17 protein-coding genes are annotated in these 20,362 nt (G+C 58.3%); 14 read left to right on the forward strand and 3 right to left on the reverse strand.

Annotated features, from left to right (window positions below):
- Positions 1–3 precede the first annotated feature (3 nt).
- From mukB to AACT07_RS13195, 7 genes are all read left to right on the forward strand, one after another.
- Positions 4–4,431, forward strand: a complete 4,428-nt coding sequence (gene mukB, locus AACT07_RS13165; RefSeq protein WP_069528177.1) for a chromosome partition protein MukB — start codon at positions 4–6, stop codon at positions 4,429–4,431.
- Positions 4,432–4,690: 259 nt separating this feature from the next.
- Complete coding sequence (locus AACT07_RS13170; protein WP_069528179.1) at positions 4,691–5,077, forward strand: septal ring lytic transglycosylase RlpA family protein; 387 nt, start codon at positions 4,691–4,693, stop codon at positions 5,075–5,077.
- 104 nt (positions 5,078–5,181) lie between these two features.
- Entirely contained in the window at positions 5,182–5,679 is a 498-nt protein-coding gene (locus AACT07_RS13175) for a GNAT family N-acetyltransferase (RefSeq protein WP_069528181.1), read from the forward strand.
- 94 nt (positions 5,680–5,773) lie between these two features.
- A complete protein-coding gene (locus AACT07_RS13180; protein WP_253182262.1) occupies positions 5,774–6,424 on the forward strand; it encodes a DJ-1/PfpI family protein in 651 nt (216 codons plus the stop codon).
- 161 nt (positions 6,425–6,585) lie between these two features.
- A complete protein-coding gene (locus tag AACT07_RS13185; RefSeq protein ID WP_069528183.1) occupies positions 6,586–7,068 on the forward strand; it encodes a GNAT family N-acetyltransferase in 483 nt (160 codons plus the stop codon).
- Positions 7,068–7,571 (forward strand): peptide deformylase, encoded by a 504-nt coding sequence (def, locus tag AACT07_RS13190; RefSeq protein WP_069528185.1) that lies wholly within the window; start codon positions 7,068–7,070, stop codon positions 7,569–7,571. The genes AACT07_RS13185 and def overlap by 1 nt, the downstream gene beginning before the upstream one ends.
- 31 nt (positions 7,572–7,602) lie before the next feature.
- Positions 7,603–8,334, forward strand: coding sequence for a hypothetical protein (locus AACT07_RS13195; RefSeq protein WP_139123845.1), 732 nt, complete (start codon positions 7,603–7,605; stop codon positions 8,332–8,334).
- A gap of 79 nt (positions 8,335–8,413) precedes the next feature.
- Here AACT07_RS13195 and AACT07_RS13200 read toward each other — a convergent pair whose 3' ends face one another.
- Both AACT07_RS13200 and AACT07_RS13205 read right to left on the reverse strand, forming a co-directional pair.
- Positions 8,414–8,617 carry a hypothetical protein gene (locus tag AACT07_RS13200; RefSeq protein WP_005352285.1) on the reverse strand — a complete coding sequence of 68 codons (204 nt, stop codon included), beginning with the start codon at positions 8,615–8,617 and terminating at the stop codon, positions 8,414–8,416.
- A 479-nt stretch (positions 8,618–9,096) separates the two neighbouring features.
- Complete coding sequence (locus AACT07_RS13205) at positions 9,097–10,338, reverse strand: lipase family alpha/beta hydrolase (protein ID WP_069528187.1); 1,242 nt, start codon at positions 10,336–10,338, stop codon at positions 9,097–9,099.
- 212 nt (positions 10,339–10,550) lie between these two features.
- Between AACT07_RS13205 and AACT07_RS13210 the strand changes: the two genes are divergently transcribed.
- Positions 10,551–11,555, forward strand: coding sequence for a Wadjet anti-phage system protein JetD domain-containing protein (locus AACT07_RS13210; RefSeq protein ID WP_069528189.1), 1,005 nt, complete (start codon positions 10,551–10,553; stop codon positions 11,553–11,555).
- Positions 11,556–11,596: 41 nt separating this feature from the next.
- Here AACT07_RS13210 and AACT07_RS13215 read toward each other — a convergent pair whose 3' ends face one another.
- Positions 11,597–12,190, reverse strand: a complete 594-nt coding sequence (locus AACT07_RS13215; RefSeq protein ID WP_069528191.1) for a hypothetical protein — start codon at positions 12,188–12,190, stop codon at positions 11,597–11,599.
- A 610-nt stretch (positions 12,191–12,800) separates the two neighbouring features.
- On the opposite strand from AACT07_RS13215, the gene ygeW reads away from it, so the two are divergent.
- The 6 genes from ygeW (at position 12,801) to AACT07_RS13245 (ending at position 20,344) form a co-directional block, all read left to right on the forward strand.
- Positions 12,801–13,988, forward strand: a complete 1,188-nt coding sequence (ygeW, locus tag AACT07_RS13220) for a knotted carbamoyltransferase YgeW (protein ID WP_043820254.1) — start codon at positions 12,801–12,803, stop codon at positions 13,986–13,988.
- Positions 13,989–14,125: 137 nt separating this feature from the next.
- Positions 14,126–15,325, forward strand: a complete 1,200-nt coding sequence (gene dpaL, locus AACT07_RS13225; RefSeq protein WP_005345729.1) for a diaminopropionate ammonia-lyase — start codon at positions 14,126–14,128, stop codon at positions 15,323–15,325.
- A 139-nt stretch (positions 15,326–15,464) separates the two neighbouring features.
- Entirely contained in the window at positions 15,465–16,682 is a 1,218-nt protein-coding gene (locus AACT07_RS13230) for a YgeY family selenium metabolism-linked hydrolase (RefSeq protein WP_069528193.1), read from the forward strand.
- Positions 16,683–16,796: 114 nt separating this feature from the next.
- Positions 16,797–18,221 carry a dihydropyrimidinase gene (gene hydA / locus AACT07_RS13235; protein ID WP_069528205.1) on the forward strand — a complete coding sequence of 475 codons (1,425 nt, stop codon included), beginning with the start codon at positions 16,797–16,799 and terminating at the stop codon, positions 18,219–18,221.
- 95 nt (positions 18,222–18,316) lie between these two features.
- Positions 18,317–19,249 (forward strand): carbamate kinase, encoded by a 933-nt coding sequence (gene arcC, locus AACT07_RS13240; RefSeq protein ID WP_069528195.1) that lies wholly within the window; start codon positions 18,317–18,319, stop codon positions 19,247–19,249.
- A 171-nt stretch (positions 19,250–19,420) separates the two neighbouring features.
- On the forward strand, positions 19,421–20,344 hold the full coding sequence (locus AACT07_RS13245; RefSeq protein ID WP_069528197.1) for a DMT family transporter: 924 nt from the start codon (positions 19,421–19,423) through the stop codon (positions 20,342–20,344).
- The last annotated feature ends 18 nt before the right edge of the window (positions 20,345–20,362 follow it).

The raw sequence follows: 20,362 nt of genomic DNA on the forward strand, positions 1-20,362 counted from the left end.
CCGGTGCGAGGCAAGTTCAAATCACTGACCATGGTCAACTGGAACGGCTTCTTTGCCCGGACCTTCGATCTCGACCAGCTGGTCACCACCCTTTCCGGCGGCAACGGCGCGGGCAAGTCCACTACCATGGCGGCCTTTATCGCGGCGCTCATCCCCGACCAGTCACTGCTTCACTTCCGCAACACCACGGAAGCGGGCTCCAGCAGCGCCTCCCGTGACAAGGGGCTCTACGGCAAGCTGCAGCGTGGCCACTGCTACTCCCTGTTGGAAGTGATGAACAGCCGCGAACAGCGGATCTGGGTCGGCGTCCATCTCGAACAGGTGGCCAACCGTGACAACAAGGTCAACATCACCCCGTTCGCGCTGGTGGATGTGCCGGAGAATCTGGCACCGACCGATCTGCTGCTGGAGAAGCTCGATGGTGGCAAGGGGCGGGTACGCGCCTTTACCGACCTGAAAGGGGCGGCCGCCGAGCTGGGGGCGCTGAAAGTCGCCAAATTCAATACGGTGACCGACTATCACAACTTCATGTTCGAGTTCGGCATCACCCCGAAGAAGCTGCGTGATCAAAAAGATCGCGGCAAGTTCTATCGCCTGATCGAAGCCTCCCTCTACGGCGGCATCTCCTCGTCCATCAGCCGCTCCCTGCGCGAATACCTGCTGCCGGAGAACTCCGGGGTGCGCAAGGCGTTTGCAGACATGGAGGCGGCCATCTATGAAAACCGCCGCACGCTGGAAGCGATCAAGGAGACCCAGGGTCAGCGGGATCTGTTCAAGAACCTGATCACCGAGACCACCCACTATGTGGCCGCCGACTATGTGCGCAACGCCGCCGAGAAGAGCCGTCTCTCCGAGCTGGCCCTCAAGGCGCGTCAGGAGCTGGCCGACAAGCGCCGCATTCTGGCCGAAGAGAAACAGCGCGCCATCTATCTGGCCGACGAGGTGGAGCAGCTCACCAACCGCGAGAAACTGCTGACCGACGAGCTGGAGTCTGCCTCCGAGCACCTGGCCAAGGTGATGGCCGCAGTCAGCTTGCAGAAGAAGATCGAGATGTACCGCGCCGATCTGGCGGATCTCTCTGACAAACTCGAACAGCAGCAGGCGGTGGTGGAGGAGATCCACGGCCAGCTGCTGGAAGTGGAAGAGCGCAAGGAGCTGGCACAGGCAGAAGTAGACAGCCTCAAGACCCAGCTGGCCGACTACCAGCAGGCGCTAGATATCCAGCAGACCCGCGCCATCCAGTACCGTCAGGCGGTGCAGGCGCTGGAAGCTGCCCGCGAGCAGTGCGAGCTGCCGGGGCTGACCGCCGAACAGGCGAGCGACACCCTGCATCAGTTCCGCGCAGCCGAGCAGAGCCTCACCAGCCGAGTGCTGGGGGCCGAGCAGCAATTGGCGCTGGCCAAGGCGGCGGTGGCTGAGCACGAAGCGGCGCTGGCGCTGCTGCTCAGCATTGCTCCGGAAACAGTGCGCGAGGCAGCCTGGCCCACCGCGCAGGCGCTGCTCAAGCGTCATATCGAAGACAAGGCCCGCATTGCCCAAGGGCAGGGGCTGCGCGCCGCGCTGGTTCGCCTCGAGAAAGAGAGCGAAAGCCAGAAGAGTCTCTTCAAGCTGCGCGACGAGCTGCAGCAGGCCTCTGGCCAGCTGATTGCCAGCAGCGATGAGTTGGAGATCTTCCTCGAAGCCCAGCGCACCCGTCAGGAGGAGCTCTCCGAGCAGCAGGCCGAGGTGAACCAGCGCCGCGCCAGCCTCGAGCATCAGGGCACCCAGCTGGGTCGCGATATCAGCGATCTCACCAAGCTGGCGCCGCGCTGGCTGAAATCGTTCGAGAAGCTCGAGCAGCTGCGCGAGCAGAGCGCTCTGCCGCTGACTACCGCCGAAGAGCTTTCGGCCGGTATGCAGACAGTGCTCGACAAGGAGCGCGAGTTCGAGCAGGAGAGCAACCGCATCGCGGCGCAGAAACAGGCGCTGGAGCTGCAAATTCGCAACCTGCAGCTGGGGGCTGGCGAGGCGGATCCCCGTCTTGCCCGCATCGCCGAGCAGGTGGGGGGCGTGCTGCTCTCCGATGTCTATGACGACATCTCCATCGACGATGCCCCTTACTACTCCGCGCTCTATGGCCCGGCTCGCAGCGCTTTGGTAGTGCTCGACCTTGAAGGCGCCATCGAGCGGCTGAAAAAGCTGGAAGATTGCCCGGAGGATATCTACCTCATTCAGGGCAACCCCGACTCCTTTGACGAGGATCTGGTGGAAGCGGACGAGCTGGGGGACGCCGTGCTGGTGCGCACCAGCAAGCGTCAGGTGCGCTTCTCCCGCTACCCCGAGCTGCCGCTGTTTGGTCGCGCCGCCCGGGAAAAACGGATCGAGCAGCTCGACCTTGAGCGCGAAGGGCTCATCGAGGGGTACGCCAAGGCCGCTTTCGAGCAGCAGAAGTACCATCGTCTCTACGGTCACTTCCGCGACTTTATCGGTCAGCATCTGGATATCGCCTTCCGCCCCGACCCGGAAGCCGAAGTGCAGGCCAAGCAGGCCGAACTGCGCGCGCTGCAAGGTGCCATCGGTGAGTGCGACAAGCAGCTGGCCGAGGCCAAAGCTGCCGCCGCCCAGCTGACCCGCCATATCCAGCTGGTGCAGGGGATGCTGCCGTTTGCCCACCTGTTTGCCGAGACAGAGCTGGCGGCTCGCCTCGAGGCGGCACACGCCGATGTGGAGGCGCTTAAAACAGCCGAAGCCTTTATCGCCAAACACGGCAAGTCGCTGGAGAAGCTGGAAACCATGGTGCAGGTGCTGCGTCAGGATCCGCAGGATCTGGCCGCGCTGCAGGCAGCTTACGATGAGGTGAGCGACCTGCTGGCCGAGCAGAAGCGCCGTTGCTACGCCCTCGATCAGCTGGTGGCCCGTCTGCCGCACTTTGCCTATCAGGATGCACAAGACCTGCTGGGCAAGGCCTCTGAAATGAGCGAGCGACTCAAAGAGAAGCTCAAGGCGGCCGAGCTGGCGGCCCGCACCGCTGGCGAGCAGCACAAGCAGATTGCCCAGCGCCACACCGAGGCGCTGCAACTGCGCACCGCGCTGAACTCCAGCGTCGAGGCCAAGCGTCAGACCCTGACCGAGTTTGAGCAGGAGCTGGCGGCCATGGGGCTGACCCTCTCTGACGATATGGAAGAGAAGGCGCGCGCCCACAAGAAAGAGATTGAAGAGCTGCTGATCCGCACCCGTTCCCGTCGCACCAGCGCCGAGGCCCAGTTGCAGGTCACCAAGCGGGAGATCGAATCCCTCGGTGGTCGTCTCAAGCTGGAAGGCAAGGATTACTACAGCGCCCGTAAATCTCTGGTGGGTCACAAGGCGAGTTGGTCGCGGGTGGTGCGGCTGGCGCGGGAGACCGACGTCGAGAAGCGCCTCAACAAGCGCGAGCTGGCGTATCTGGACAGCGACGAGCTGCGCTCCATGTCGGACAAGGCCCTCGGCGCCCTGCGGGTGGCGGTGGCCCACGACGAGGCTCTGCGCGATGCGCTGCGTCTTTCCGAGGGCAACCGCAGCACCGAGCAGAAGGTCGCCTTCTACGTGCAGGTCTATCGTTACCTCAAGGATCGCATCCGCAACGACATCATCCGCTCCGATGACCCGGTGGAAGCGATCGAGGAGATGGAGATCGAGCTGGCCCGTCTGGCTGACGAGCTCAAGCAGCGGGAAACCCATCTGTCGCTCTCCTCCCACGAGGTGGCGGCCAAGATCACCAACATCATCCGCCGCGAGCAGAACCGCATCCGGGTGCTCAACCAGGGCTTGCAGAACATCGCCTTCGGTCTGGTGCGCGGGGTGCGCCTCAACGTCAATATCCGCGAGGCCCATACCCGTCTGCTGACGGCGCTGGCCGATCAAACCGCCATGCACAACGATCTGTTCGCCGACAAGGAGCTCAGCTTCTCCGAGGCGATGGCCAAGCTGTTCCAGCGCCTGAACCCGCAGATCGAACAGGGGGATCGCAGCTATCAGGTGATGGGCGACGTGCTGCTCGACTATCGCAACTATCTGGAGCTGGAGATCGAGGTGCAGCGCGGCGCCGATGGCTGGCTGCGTGCCGAGAGCGGTGCGCTCTCCACCGGTGAGGCGATCGGTACCGGTCAGGCCATCCTCTTGATGGTGCTGATCAGCTGGGAGGAGGAGTCCCGCCGTCTGCGCGGCAAGGATATCGCCCCGTGCCGTCTGTTGTTCCTCGACGAAGCGGCCCGTCTGGATGGCAAATCCATCGCCACCCTGTTCGAGCTGTGCGAGCGGCAGGATATGCAGCTGCTTATCGCTGCGCCCGAGAACATCAGTCCCGAGAAGGGCACCACCTACAAGCTCATCCGCAAGGTGCAGGGCAAGCACGAACACGTGCATGTGGTGGGTCTGCGGGGCTTCGGCTTCGCCGACGACAAGCTGATTGCCTGAGAAGTCTCTGGCCCATCCCGACACGGGATGACCGGTAACTAGTTGAAAGGGAGGCATTTGCCTCCCTTTTTACATGGAAGATATGGCAAAGTAGCCGCACCGTCGCTGCTGCTTGGCAACAAGGCGAGTAACATGGTGAGTGCCTTGGAGCTATGGCAAGGTGAGAGCTCCCGCCTGCAAGTGTGTCGCCAGCGTCACCGGCTGAATCGAAGAGTAAAAAGTGCGCATAGCGAAAAGAAGAAGAGAGGAGAGGGGAAAGGTGCAACATATCCAGAAAGGGCTGCTGTTATCTCTTTGCCTGCTGCTGGCGGCCTGTAGCAGCCGTTATGACGAGCGTCACGGCGGCAGCTGGCGCGGCTATAGCGAGACCGGTTACGCCAGCTATTATGCCGACCGTTATCATGGCAAAAAGACCGCCAGCGGCGAGATCTATCGCAACAACCTCAATAGCGCCGCCCATATGGAATTGCCCTTTGGTTCCATGGTGCGGGTCACCAACCTCGCCAACGGCAAGAGCGTAGTGGTCAAGGTCAATGACCGTGGCGCCTTTAAAAGGGGGCGTATTATTGATCTCTCCAAATCGGCTTTTAGCACCATCGGCAATATTCGCGATGGAGTTATCAAGGTAAAGGTTGAGGTTCTTTAATATCGAACAACTGGAAGTGGATAACTTCAGATGATATAAAATCGATAAACCTTCATAAATATTTGCATAACTTGACATTAACTATTTTAATCTGAGGTCATCATATGGAAGTGAGAAAAGTTAGTGTATCTGATGCGCATAATATATTGGCGTTAATGAACCGACTCGACAGTGAAACAACCTTTATGCTCTATGAACCGGGAGAGCGAACTACGACAGAGGTTGAGCAAGCTCAAATATTGGCTTCGTTTGTCGATGCAAACAACAAAGTCATGCTGGTACTGGCAGAGCACGATGAGATTGCAGGCTTTATTGTCGGCATTGGTCAACCAGCAAATCGCAATAAACATGTCTTGTATTGTGTTATCGGTATTCAACAATCTACAACCGGACAGGGATTTGGTAAAAAGTTGTTTTCTGCGCTGGAAGAGTGGGCAACAGCGCGGACTTTTACCCGTATGGAGTTAAATGTCATGTGTCATAATGTCCGAGCTTGTGCTCTTTATCACGCTTGTGGTTTTGAGGTCGAGGGAATAAAGCGAAACTCGATGAAAGTTGATGGTGAATATGTTGATGAATACTTAATGGCTAAGCTGATTTAAGTTATGTCACAATTTAGAGTTTTGATTACCTTTCTTCGTGAAAAATTAGCATGGTATATTACCATGCAACGGTTATTAAAGTGTTTTGTGGCAAATGTTAGTTCATGTTGATTACAGGATGGATAGAGTGAACTCAGAAAGGAAGCGAAATTCAAAAGTAATTCTATTTTTGTGTAATGGGGTTGAAGAGTATGAGGCATCAGTATTTACAGATGCCTTTGGTTGGACGACAACTTATGGCCTTGAGCCCATACAGTTAACTACAGTTGGTTTTCACCAACGAGTTAAATGTGCATGGAATTTTACGATCGAACCGGAATGTCTGTTTGATGAAATAGATATCGAAGAGTTTGATGCCCTAGTAATACCAGGAGGTATGAGCCGTGCAGGCTTTTATAATGATGCGTATGATCCAAGGCTATTGGCATGGATTAAAGATTTTGATGCCAAGGGAAAAGTTGTTGCTTCGGTGTGCGTGGGGGCATTGCCTATTGCCAAAAGTGGTGTGCTAAGTGGTCGCAATGGTACGACTTATCATCTGAGCCAGAAACGGCAACTGCAGATGCAAGAGTATGGTGTACGGGTACTGAATCAACCTATCGTTATCGATGGGAATATTATCACTTCACGTAGCCCGTCCACTGCAATGGACGTTGCGTTTCTTGTCGTGGAGATGCTTACCTCAAAAGCCAATCTGGAGAGAATTAAAGAGGGGATGGGGTTTCTCGAAGATGGTACCTGCTAAATATACGTATTTTTGTTGAAGTAATACAAAATAGCTTGGTGTTTTATATAGGGTGTTCAGGGTAGAGCTTTGTGGCTATCAGTATGTTTTAATCATTTATTTGTTTGTTTGTTTGTTTGTTTGTTTGTTTATTTTTCAATATGGCTTGAGCAGGGGAAGAGATGGATATTGAGCTGATTAATGTGCCGCAAAGTGAATTTGAGCAGGTCTTTACTGCCGTCAAACAGGGAATATTTCCCTATGTTGAGTCGCTCTTTGGCTGGGATGACCAATTTCAACGCGAGCGACTAACCAGCTCCTATCTGCCGCAATGGTTTTCGTGGATCCTGCATGGGGGAGAACGCATAGGTCTGTTATGTAGCAAGCCATATGAGGATGCCCAGCATGTTCATCTGCTGATCATTTTCCCTCGGTATCAGGGGCGGCAGCTTGGCGCTGCCGTGATGGAACGGCTTCATCAGGAGGCTGAGCGTGAGGGCAAATGCCGGGTCACCTTGTCCAGCTTCACAGACAACCATGGGGCGATAAGGTTTTATGAGCGCCTTGGTTACAACGTGGTCGAAGAGGATCAGGCGTTTGTCTCCATGTCCCGGCCGTTGGGCTGTGACCTCGGATTGAAAAAAGTGGTTAATGGAGAGTTGTGATGGCGATTTTGAATATTTTGACGGCTCCCGATCCCAGGTTGAGGATAAAGGCCGAGCGAGTTGAGGATATCGCTGCCATACAGGGGCTGATCGATGACATGCTGGCAACCCTGTATGCGACGGAAAACGGGATTGGTTTGGCCGCTACTCAAGTCGGGCGTAAAGAGGCAGTCGTTATTATCGACTTGTCCGAGAGCAGGGATCAGCCGCTGGTTTTGATTAATCCACAAGTGATAAGCGGTACTGATAAAGTGCTTGGACAAGAGGGCTGTCTCTCCGTGCCGGATTATTACGCGGATGTCGAGCGTTACAGCTCGGTGGTGGTATCTGCACTGGATCGAAAAGGCAATCCGATCACCATCGAGAGCAGCGATTTTTTGGCCATTGTCATGCAGCATGAAATTGATCATCTGGATGGCAACCTGTTCATTGATTACCTGTCACCGCTCAAGCGGCAGATGGCACTCAAACGCGTTAAAAAATCTCTGAAGTCCGCCAGCTAATGTTTGCGGATAGTGGCTGGCCGTTTTAGTTATGTGGGTCGCACTCCCCGTATCAGCCGATGAAGAGCAGCTGCCGGCCGAATATCGCCCCTTTGTGCAGCAGTTGGTCGATGCGGCAGAAGCCCGGGATCATCAGGCCCTTGCCAACCAGATGAAGTACCCCTTCAAGCAGGAGTATCCCATTCCTGCCATCAAAACCCCGGCGGAGATGCTGACCCGTTTTGACGAGGTATTTGATGACGTCATTTTAACAAGCATCGCTACCTCCCGGGTCGGGCAGGATTGGCAGACCATGGGCTGGCGCGGCATCATGCTGGGCAGTGGCGAGGTCTGGATGGATTTTGATGGCAAGGTGATCGGTATCAATCATCAGACGGCGCAGGCCGCCAAATTGAAAGCCGAGCTTATCGCCAGGCAGAAGAGCGGTCTGCATCCCAGTGTGCGAGAGTACAAGAGTCCCGAGCTGATGTGGCAGACCGAGAAATTTACCATCCGCATCGACGAATTGGACGATGGCCACTATCGCTATGCCACCTGGGCCAAGGGCAAGACGCTCGCCGACAAGCCGGATCTGGTGCTGAAAAATGGTACCGTCAGGGTGGAGGGGTCGGGGGGCAATCATACCTATCTCTTCACGAGCGGCCCCTATCGCTACGAGTGTGTCGTCACCGTGCTGGGTGAGCGAGGCGTGCCACCGGGTGAGCTGGTGGTCTATAAAAATGACGTCGAGATAGTGCACCAACCGGTGATCAAGGTGCTGTGACAGCAAATCCACATAAGCAGAGAGATCTAAGAGCGGCCAGGTGCCGCTCTTTTGCTTTCGCTAACTGACAGATGATTCGCTAGCTTTGCGGCACCCTGACCCCTTTATCGAGATAGAGGCTGCTGTAGTGGGCGCGGTGGGTGACAAACATCACCTGATGGCGGCTGCCGTCGGAGAGGATAATAAAATCCCCCGCCTGAGCGGGGCTCTGCAAGGTGATCTCCTGCTCGGGGGCGGTCAGGCGATCGACATCTTCCTTGAAGGTGAGGGTGTAAGAGTACATATGGCGCTCCACTGCTGGCTCATATCAAACACTCCGTTGAAGGTAGTTGCTGGCATGGGCGCGCGCGGTGCCCGATTGGCGCTGTTAGACCAAATATCAGCGATGAGAACGTGCGTGGCTTCAGTCGGGTTGTTCTGCTGAGGTGCGCTTGAGGCGTTTACATCAAGGCCATTGGTATCAAAACGATGGTAAAGGGGCGAAAGGGGGATGAAAAAACCGCCTTTTGGCGGTTTCTCTTATTCGATAGGCCCTACTTCAGGGCCTTCTTCAGCTTCTTGATCTTGCCTTCATGCTTGGCAATTTTCTCAAGACGAGCGGCGATCTTCTTTTTGATCTCTTTCTTGCTTGCTTTGGCCATCGGTGGCGCTCCTTTGCAGTGGGGACACATGAGGTGTCAGTGTGGGTCTTCCCTTTGACGTCCCAGAGTGCCACAGGGCTCCTTTGTGAACCAGCACTCTGTTGCTTTAATAGCCAGCTCGCTATAACTGCAAGGGGCTGAGCCAGCGCAGCAGTTGCTGGCTTACCTGCGGGTTGCCGAGCAGGGCCATATGGCTGGTGCGATAGATGAGCAGGGTATGGATGGGCAGAAAAGCCAGCTGATGGCGCGCTTCGTTGTGCTGACCGAGGGCGCTGCGTAGCGGCACCAGTCCATCGCCAATCAACCGGTCGGCCAGCAGGCTGCGCTTGGTGGCTGTGGTCGCGGCAATGGCATAGCAGTTGACGCCGCCGGGCAAGGGGAGTGGCGCGCGTGGGTCCTGTGAGGGGACTGTGGGGTCGGGTGGGGCAACGGCATCGATCACCTTGCCGTGGCGCAGATCCCTGATGCCAGCACTGCGCAGCCGTGCCAGCCTGACGAAGGGTTCGCTGTAGGCGGTAGCGGGCAGCAACTGCTCCAGCCAGTGTCCGGCGTGTTCGAGCGGTGCGCCGTGGTGTGGCGTGCCAAGAAAGATCAGGTTGGCAAGGCGTGCAGGCCAGCTGAGCCCGGCCTCGCTGGCATGGTGGCAGGCGCTGCGTGCAACCAGCCCCCCCATGCTATAGCCCATTATCGTTATCTCTTTGAGCTCTCCCGGCCAGTGGGCGAGCAGCTGCTCCAGCAACAGGGCAAGTTGCTGCCCGTTTTGTGCGATGGGCAGGCCCGAGTTGTAGCGCAGGTAAAGAGGCAGATAGCCAAGCGCGGCGGCAACTTGCTCCCCGTGATTGACCGGCTTGCTTTGATGCTCGGTCTGCCACTGCAGATCGTTCATGCAGAGGCCATGGATCATCAGCAGCACCCGTCCCTCGCGGGGTAGATCCTTTGGCATCGCTTGCCAATCGAGGGGCTTGCCCTGATAGCGCAGTGTCATGGGGGTGGCGAGGGCATTGTGGTGCTCGACCAGCTTGTCCCCCAATACGCCGTTGAGCGTGGCGATCAGGGCTGCACGTTTCGGGGTTTCGGGGATCTGGTGGGGCGGCGGTGTGGCTGGCAGGCGGCTGAGTAGTTGGTTGATACCGCTGCTTAGGGTGTTGGCGGTGCCATGTACCCCCTTGTAGACCAGTCCGGTGATCCCGGCTGTTTTTCCCTCATCCCGTCCCTTGAGCCCCATACCGCTCAGTACCGCCTGATGTACCGCTTCGGTGATCTCTACCGCGGCGGGCAGCGCCAGAGTCAGCAGGTGCGCCAGCTCGCGGATATCCGAAAGATGCCAGGAAGAGGATGGCGAGGGGTCTGTGGCGTCGGTCATGGCAAGCCCTTGTGGAAGCGGGTATCGCGTTGTCGTGCCGCGAAGAGCGCAACGTATCTCTATATCAAACCAGCTTGCGCCCTTTGTGGCAGGTTTACCAGTAACGGGCCATGCATGGCGGGGCTGATAAGAACCGCTTGCGAAGCCGGTCACGGTAATGACAGGGAAAATCACCTCTACTTTGTCATATGAAGCCACATGGAGAGGTGAGGATGTCGCTCTTTGATGAGGTGCGGGTACAGGATTTGTGTGCAAAGTTGCTCGATAGCCAGAACGAGAAGGGCTGCTCCCTTGAGAGCCGGCATGGCCGCGAGTTGAAGGAGCTGTTGCAGGCAGTGGCCGGGATCAAGCCGGTTGGCCGAGGTGCTCATTATGCGTTGACCGACGCGGGACGGACTTATTTGCTCGGGCAGCTGGCGTTGGTGGCGCCCCTGGAACAGGACAAGGGTGAGCAGCTGCAACGAATGGGAGTGAGTTTGCCTGCGCGGCTCAATCAGGCCTGCTTTTATGCCCTCTGGCATGGGGACAGCAAGCATCCGCGATCAGCCCCCCTTACAGCGCCACAGCTTGCGAACTTGTCGCTAACTCAAGATGAGGTGATCCGCATCCGTACCCTCGAACCGTTCTCGCTGGTCGATCGGCAGGGTCAGCAGCACGATATGACGGCAATGATGGTGCTGCTGGGGGAGTTGGCGTTGCCGGAGCGGACTCTGGGCACGCTGGCGGCCATCGGCTGGCCAGGGGATCTTGTCATTACGGTGGAGAACAAGGGTGTCTTTGTCGACGACCCGCTGCAACCCGGGCAACTGCTGCTCTTTGCCCCCGGTCGCAATACCACCCTGGCCAAGCAGCTGATCCCGCTGCTGCCTGCGGGCGTGCAGTGGGCACATTTTGGCGATCTCGATCAACGGGGTATCGATATTGCCATAGAGTTGGCGCGCGAGCTAAATCGACCGGCCATGCTCTGGCTTCCCTGTGAGCTGCAACCTTATCTGGATCATTACGCCCGTCCGGTACGCACCTTTGCGGCGGGCAGTGGCAAGGTGCCCTGGCGTGTGACGACGCAGGCTGATCAGGTCGATGATTATGGCTCGCCGGCAGGCGTTCCCTGGCTCGATAAACTGATCACAGACGGGACTTGGCTGGAGCAGGAGGTATTGATTCTGGCCCCTCACTGGCGGAGCTGGTCATTGGACGCGATGGGCAATCAGGGGTGAAACGGGGAGCTCGCGCTCCCCGTCATTTCGTGGTCAGCTGCTTACTTGGCGTTGATGGGCCCCTTGGTGCCGGCATCATTATCGACCCAGCCATCTTCACCCTTGATGCGGCGATCCCCCTGAATGGTGTAGATGACCATGCCATCCTTGAACACCAGCGCGCCATCGGATTTCTTGGCGTTGACCTTCTTGTCGTTGACCCACACCTGATCCTTGCCATCGATGCGGATATTGGCCACGGTGGCGCCGGTTTGGGGGAAGGTGGCGATCCAGTTGCCCGCATAGGGGCTGCCGCTGGTTGCCGCGGCCGGAGCATTGCCAACACCGGCAGCTGCGTTCTCAGCCTTGGTTTTGTTGATATCGCAGCCATTGAGCTCGCTCACCTGAGTGCAGCCCGAACGCTCCAGCTTCTGCTCATAGCTCAGATTCAGACCGCCCTCCGCAGCCGGGGCGGCCGCGCCAAATCCCGCCTTGGCATTTTCCGCTTTGGTTTTGTGAATGTCACAGCCCTGCGCCTCGGTGACCTGGGTACAACCGGATCGCTCCAGTTGCTCGGCATATTTGGCACTGATGGCGTGGGCAGGGGCGATCCCGAGCAGGGTCAGGGTGATGAGCAGAGCAGCATTCCTGGACATAGATAATCCCTCAAAGATGTAAGTCATGCAGGTTCATCCGCGCAGTTGCGGTCGTGAACGTCGGCCTCTCCTGAGCATCCGAGACAGATGCGCAGCTGGCGTATTCACGTTAGCACCTTGGGCCAACCGCGCCCAGCGATGTGGCCGGAAGATAAGGCGAGAGGCGATACGGGCGGGGAGTACAGGGGAGACGAGATAGCAGCAGTGTCAACGCTGGAGAGATCCTTCCAAGAGAAAAGGTGTTGCGGGCATTATCATAATGATAACGACAGCCCCGTTGATATCATTTCAGCCCCTGAAACTGACCTTTGATGATAATTCTCACCGATGCCGAGATATCGTCTCTGATTATTATCACCTTGCTATTATATCGCTTGGCCACCCTATCCATCCTTTTATGGAATAAACCGCTGAAATAGCCGCTGATTGTGTGGGTGGCATCACACACTTTTGCCATTTATTAATATCTGCCTGCATTTTATTGGTTTGGCACGGTTATTGATTGCCTCATATCGACGCTAACCGACGCGCTCACCCACAACCGGGATGCTGGTGACATCGTGAGTGAAAGGGGAGCTATCCATATCTCATCCAATGATTGGGGCGAACGATGAAAGCAGTTAACGAATTAATCAAAGAGATCAGAGCACTCAAATCCAACTTGCATGAAAAAGATTTTCTGCTGACCTGGGAGCAAACGCCTCAGGAGTTGGAGCTGGTATTGAAACTGGCCGAATCCCTCAAGACCCTGCGTGCCGAAAATATCTGCACCAAACTGTTTAACAGCGGGCTCGGTATCTCGGTTTTCCGCGATAACTCCACCCGAACCCGCTTCTCTTACGCCTCCGCCCTGAACCTGCTCGGTCTGGCCCAGCAGGATCTGGATGAGGGCAAATCCCAGATCGCCCATGGCGAAACCGTCCGTGAAACGGCCAATATGATCTCGTTTTGCGCCGATGCCATCGGGATCCGTGACGATATGTTCCTCGGTGCCGGTAACGCCTATATGCGTGAAGTGGGCGCGGCACTGGACGAAGGGTTCGAGAAAGGTGTGTTGCCCCAGCGTCCGGCACTGGTCAACCTGCAGTGCGACATTGATCACCCGACCCAGTCGATGGCTGATCTCGCCTGGTTGCAGGAACACTTCGGCAGCCTGGAGAGCCTCAAGGGCAAGAAGATTGCGATGACCTGGGCTTACTCCCCCAGCTACGGCAAGCCGCTCTCCGTGCCGCAGGGCATCATCGGTCTGATGACCCGTTTCGGTATGGACGTGACCCTGGCCCACCCGGAGGGGTATGACCTGATCCCGGACGTGATCGAAGTAGCCAAAGAGAATGCCAAGGCATCTGGCGGCAGCTTCCGTCAGGTCACCTCCATGGAAGAGGCGTTCAAGGATGCCGACATCGTCTATCCCAAGTCCTGGGCCCCCTACAAGGTGATGGAGCAGCGCACCGAGCTGCTGCGTGCCAATGACCACGCTGGCCTGAAAGATCTGGAGAAACACTGTCTGGAGCAGAACGCCAAGCACAAGGATTGGCACTGCACCGAGGAGATGATGAAGCTCACCAAGGGTGGCGAAGCGCTCTATATGCACTGCCTGCCCGCCGATATTTCCGGCGTCTCCTGCAAAGAGGGCGAAGTAACCGAAGGGGTATTCGAGAAATACCGTATCGCCACTTACAAAGAGGCGAGCTGGAAGCCCTATATTATCGCCGCCATGATCATGGCCCGTAAATTCTCCGCCCCGGCAGAAACCCTGGAAAATCTGATTAAAGAGGCGCAAAAGCGGGTGAAATAAATAACGGTAGGGCAGGGTGAATATTCATCCTGCCCACACTGTCGAACCCATTATTTTGAGTTTTCTCTCCGTGGTATCTGAATAACGGATCTCCCGGCGAGGCAGCTCTTTGTCAGGTAACGCCTAGTGAGGTAAGCATGTCCCAATTTTCGCTGAAGATGGATATTGCCGATAACCGCTTTTTTACCGCCGAGCCATCTCCGCTGTTTTCTCGCGCCGAAGCACAAAAGGCTCGCGCTTTTCATAAAAAACTGGCCGGTTATGAGCCGACCCCATTGTGCGACCTGAAAGATCTGGCCGCCTATATCGGGGTGAAAAATATATTGGTCAAGGATGAGTCAAAGCGCTTTGGTCTCAATGCCTTCAAGATGCTGGGTGGCGTCTACGCCATTGCCAACCTGCTCTGTGAAAAGTATGGGGTGGCCATCGAGGATTTCTCCTTCGATCTCATCAAACGTACCATCAAGGAGCCGATGACCTTCGCCACTACCACAGATGGCAACCACGGTCGCGGCGTCGCCTGGGCCGCCAAGCAGGTGGGCCAGCATGCGGTGGTCTACATGCCCAAGGGCTCGGCCCAGGAGCGGGTTGACCACATCCTCAATCTCGGTGCCGAGTGCATCGTCACCGACATGAACTATGACGATACCGTGCGCCTGACCATGAAGATGGCCGAAGAGCGCGGCTGGCACATAGTGCAGGACACCGCCTGGGAGGGCTACACCAAGATCCCGACCTGGATCATGCAGGGTTACTCCACTCTGGCCGACGAAGCGGTCGAGCAGATGCAGGATATGGGCATCAAGCAGCCGACCCACGTGCTGCTGCAGGCCGGGGTCGGGGCGCTGGCGGGCGGGGTGCTCGGTTATCTGGTGGACTGCTTCGGGGCGAAAAATCTGCACAGCATAGTGGTCGAGCCGGATCAGGCCGACTGCATCTACCGCTCCGGCGTGGCGGGGGAGATGGTCAACGTGGGTGGCGATATGCGCACCATCATGGCCGGTCTTGCCTGCGGTGAACCCAATCCGCTCGGCTGGCCGCTGCTCAGAAGCTGCACCACCCAGTTTATCTCCTGCCACGACAAGGTGTCGGCGCTGGGGATGAGAGTGCTCGGCAACCCTCTTGGCAATGACCCCCGCATCATCTCCGGCGAATCCGGCTCGGTCGGTACCGGCGTGTTGGCGGCGGTGCGTCACCACCCGGATCGCGCGGCGCTGATGGAACGTCTGGGGCTGGATAGCAACTCGGTCGTACTCATCATCAACACCGAAGGGGACACCGATGTGACCCACTACCGGGAAGTGGTGTGGGAAGGCAAACATCCTGCCTGCGATTAACCCCGGCTGTGAGTAATCCCTGCGAGAGCAGAGACACGAATTGAAGCATTGGTCGCGCCTCGTCAACGGGGCGCGGTAACGGGCACAGGGCGCTGCCGATAAACAGGCCGCGCACTCTCAGTTGTTATGGAGAATCACAATGAGCAAGCAAATTCCGTTTGAAATGGTGTTGGAGAAGGCCTACCAGTACAAGGCCGAAATGAGTCAGTTCCTGCGCGACATGATCGCCATCCCGAGCGAGAGCTGCGATGAAGAGCGCGTCGTACTGCGCATCAAGCAAGAGATGGAAAAAGTCGGCTTTGACAAGGTCGAGATTGACCCCATGGGCAACGTGCTGGGTTATATCGGCCACGGCCCGCACCTGATCGCCATGGATGCCCACATCGATACCGTCGGTGTCGGCAACATGGCCAACTGGAAGTTCGATCCCTATGAGGGGATGGAAGATCACGAGATCATTGGTGGTCGTGGCGCCTCCGATCAGGAAGGGGGCATGGCTTCCATGGTTTACGCGGGCAAGATCATCAAGGATCTGGGGCTGGAAGATCAGTACACCCTGCTGGTGACCGGTACCGTGCAGGAGGAGGATTGCGACGGTCTCTGCTGGCAGTACATCATCGAGCAGAGCAAGATCCGCCCCGAGTTTGTGGTCAGTACCGAGCCGACCGACTGCCAGATCTACCGTGGCCAGCGCGGCCGCATGGAGATCCGTGTGGAAGTGCAGGGGGTCAGTTGCCACGGCTCTGCGCCGGAGCGCGGTGACAACGCCATCTTCAAGATGGGCCCCATCCTCGGCGAGCTGCAGGAGCTGAGCCACAACCTCGGTCATGACGACTTCCTCGGTAAGGGTACCCTGACCGTCTCCGAGATCTTCTTCACTTCGCCAAGCCGCTGCGCCGTGGCAGACAGCTGCGCCGTCTCTATCGACCGCCGCCTCACCTGGGGCGAGACCTGGCAAGGGGCGCTCGACGAGATCCGTGCCCTGCCAGCGGTGCAAGCCGCCGGTGCCGAGGTCTCCATGTATCAGTACGACCGTCCGGCCTATACCGGTCTGGTCTACCCGACCGAGTGCTACTTCCCGACCTGGAAGGTGGAAGAGGATCACATCACCGTCAAAACCCTCTCCAAGGCTTATCGTGAGCTGTTCAACAAGGAGCCGGTGGTGGACAAGTGGACCTTCTCGACCAACGGGGTCTCCATCATGGGTCGCCACGGTATTCCGGTCATCGGTTTTGGCCCGGGTAAAGAGCCGGAGGCCCACGCCCCGAACGAGAAGACCTGGAAAGAGCATCTGGTCAAGTGCGCCGCCATGTACGCCGTGATCCCCATGCTCTATCTGGCCGAGCTGGACAAGTAAGGGGTCTGCCGGGTGGTGACTGCCATGGCCGCCCGGCTGTCGCAAGTGTGGCAAGTGCCCCGTCTCCATTGAGGCGGGGCTTTGCTGTTTGAAGTGATGTTCGAGGTGGTGGGAATGAAACGGCTGATCAAAAACGGTGTGCTGGTCGATGCGCAGGGTGAGTATCGTCAGGATCTGCTGATCGAGAACGGGGTGATCCGCGCGCGGGCCGCCGCTATCCAGCCCGATGGCGAGACCGAAGTGATCGATGCCAGCGGCTGTTATGTGATGCCGGGTGGCATCGACGTCCATACCCACTTCAACATCGATGTCGGCATTGCCCGCAGTTGCGATGACTTTTTCAGCGGTACCCGTGCTGCCGCCTGTGGTGGCACCACCACCATCGTCGATCACATGGGATTTGGCCCAGCGGGGTGCAATCTGCATCACCAGCTGGCCCGCTATCACGACTATGCCGCCGATCAGGCGGTTATCGACTACAGCTTTCACGGCGTTGTCCAGCATGTGGATGACGCCATCCTCCACGAGATGGCCGCCATGGTGCAGGAGCAGGGGATCAGCAGCTTCAAGCTCTATCTCACCTACCAGTACAAGCTGGGGGATCATGACGTGCTGCGCGCCCTGGCCCGCCTCAAGGAGGTGGGGGCGCTCGCCACCGTCCATCCCGAGAACGATGCCGCCATCGTGGCACGACGTGCGGCCCTATTGGCCGCAGGCCACTGTGAGCCCTGGTATCACCCGCAGAGTCGCCCGCTGGAGTGCGAAGCCGAGGCGGTGGCCCGGATGATCAATCTGGCGGGGCTCGCTGGCAATGCGCCACTCTATATCGTCCACCTCTCCAACGGCTTGGGGCTGGAGTATCTGAAACTGGCGCGCTGTCAGGGCCAGCCGGTCTGGGTGGAGACCTGCCCGCAATATCTGCTGCTCGATGAGCAGTGTTATTACAAGGAGAACGGGGTCGACTATCTGCTGAGCCCGCCGCTGCGCTCGCGCCGCGAGCAGGACAAGCTGTGGGTCGGCATCGCTGCTGGCGACATCGATACGGTGGCGACCGATCACTGCAACTTCTCCCACGCCCAGCGCATGACCCTGTCAGGCGGCGATTTCAGCCGCTGCCCCAACGGCTTGCCGGGCGTCGAGAACCGGATGCTGCTGCTGTTTGCCCACGGGGTGCTCGGAGGGCGCATCTCGCCATCACGCTTCGTGGCCCTCACCAGCGCCAACCCGGCGCGCCTGTTTGGCCTCTGGCCGCGCAAGGGCAACTTGCAACCGGGGGCCGACGCCGATCTGGTGATCATGGATCCCCGCGGTGACACCCTGATTTCTCACCCACTGCTGCATGACAACGGCGACTACAGCCCCTATGAGGGGATGCATTGCCCTAGCCAGATCAGGATGACCCTCAGTCGCGGCGAGATAGTGGCCCGCGACGGCGAATTTACCGGACAACGGGGGCATGGCCGGTTTTTGGCCAGAGCATCCTTTGATCCGGCCTTGGTGCCGGATCTGCACTCGCCTTGCCCCGCGGCTGCAGGCTGACAATCCGTTCGAAATACGCAAATCAACAAGGTTATGTGAACAACGAAAGGTGGGCCGGTATTGCGCCGGCTTGTCCCATCACTGGAGATAACAAGATGAAACAGAGAATCGTACTGGCCCTTGGCGGCAATGCGCTGGGCAACAACCTGCCCGAGCAGATGAAGGCGGTGCAGAGCACGGCGGGCACCATTGCCGACCTGATCGCCCAGGGGCATGAGGTGGTGGTGACCCACGGTAACGGCCCGCAGGTGGGGATGATCCAGCAGGCGTTCGAGGTGGCGGCCCGCCACGACCCCAAGGCGCCCCATCTGCCCATGTCGGTCTGCGTGGCCCTGAGTCAGGGTTATATCGGTTATGACCTGCAAAACGCCCTGCGCGAGGCCTTACTGGCGCGTGGTATTCACAAGCCGGTTGCCACTTTGGTGACCCAGGTGGAGGTGGATAAAAACGATCCCGCCTTCCTCGACCCGAGCAAACCCATCGGCGGTTTCTTCAGCAAGGAGGAGGCCGAGGCGTTGATGGCCAAGGGCGAGCGGCTAAAAGAGGATGCCGGCCGTGGCTATCGCCGGGTAGTGGCCTCTCCCAAACCCGTCGATATCATCGAGAAAGAGACCGTCTCTGCCATGCTGGCTGCCGGTCAGGTGGTGATCACCGTCGGTGGCGGCGGCATTCCGGTGCTGCGCGAGGGCAATCACCTGCGCGGTGCCAGCGCGGTGATCGACAAGGATTGGGCCAGTGCCAAGCTGGCGGAGCTTATCGACGCCGACATGTTGATCATCCTCACCGCGGTAGAGAAAGTGGCCATCAACTTCGGCAAGCCCGATGTGCAGTGGCTCGATCAGCTGAGCGTGGCCGATGCCAACAGCTTTATCGCACAGGGGCAGTTTGCCAAGGGATCCATGTTGCCCAAGGTGGAAGCGGCGCTCTCGTTTGCCACATCCCTGCCGGGGCGAAAATCCCTGATCACCTTGTTGGAGAAGGCCGCCGAGGGGATCGCTGGCAAGACCGGAACCCTTATCAGCCGCTAGGCGTTCCAGCTCGGGTTGAGTGTGATTGCGGGGGCCGTCGGCCCCCTTGTTCATTTTGGGGCAGTCATGGTCAGCAGAAGATGAGCGGCGTAAGATGGCCGCCTTCAAGCGCGGGCAAGACGCCGAGAGCAGACCCGGCGCAATGAGTGACAAGAGGTGAGTAACAAACAAATGAGCGGAAAGATCAATATGGCGGCGCTGGTGGGATTGATCCTGCTCACCGCCATCTGGAGTTACAGCTGGATCGTGATGAAGCAGGTGATGCTCTACGCGGGGGCCTTCGAGTTCACCGCCCTGCGCTGCCTGTGCGGATCTCTGGTCTTGTTGTTGGTATTGGCCCTGCGCGGTCGCCGTTATCTCAAACCCACCCCGTTTCGCTATACCCTCGCCATCGCCCTGTTCCAGACCTGCGGCATGGTGGGGTTGGCCCAGTGGGCGCTGATCAGCGGCGGTGCGGGCAAGGTGGCCATTCTGAGCTACACCATGCCGTTCTGGGTGGTGATCTTCGCGACGCTCTTTCTCGGCGAGCGGATGCGCAAGCTGCACTATCTAGCGGTCGGAGTGGCGGCCTGCGGGCTGCTGCTGGTGATCGAGCCCTGGCAGCTGCACCTGGATTCCATGAAGAGTGCGCTGCTGGGGATTGCCTCCGGTATCTGCTGGGGGATCAGCGCCATCATCGCCAAGCGGATGTATGCCCGCCACCCTTCGGTGGATTTGATGTCCCTCACCACCTGGCAGATGATCTACGCCACCCTGGTGATGGCCGTGGTGGCGGCGCTGGTGCCGGAGCGCCCCATTGACTGGCAGCCCTACGTGATGGGGGCGCTGGCTTATAGCGCCATCTTCGCCACGGCGCTGGCTTGGAGCCTCTGGCTGTTCGTGCTGAAAAAGCTGCCGGCGGGTATTGCCAGCCTCAGCACCCTGGCGGTGCCGGTGACTGGTGTGCTGCTCTCCTGGTGGCTGCTGGGGGAAAACCCGGGGCCGGTGGAAGGGAGCGGCATCGCCCTTATCGTGCTGGCATTGTTGGTGATCAGTCGCAAGGGCAAACGCTCAGTGGTATCGGTGGCGGGGGAGACCCGTATCAAGCACGGTTGAGCCGATTGCTGGCAATGT

Origin of the sequence: Aeromonas sp. ANP5 (assembly GCF_963870295.1) — a bacterium.
Taxonomy (GTDB): domain Bacteria; phylum Pseudomonadota; class Gammaproteobacteria; order Enterobacterales; family Aeromonadaceae; genus Aeromonas; species Aeromonas veronii.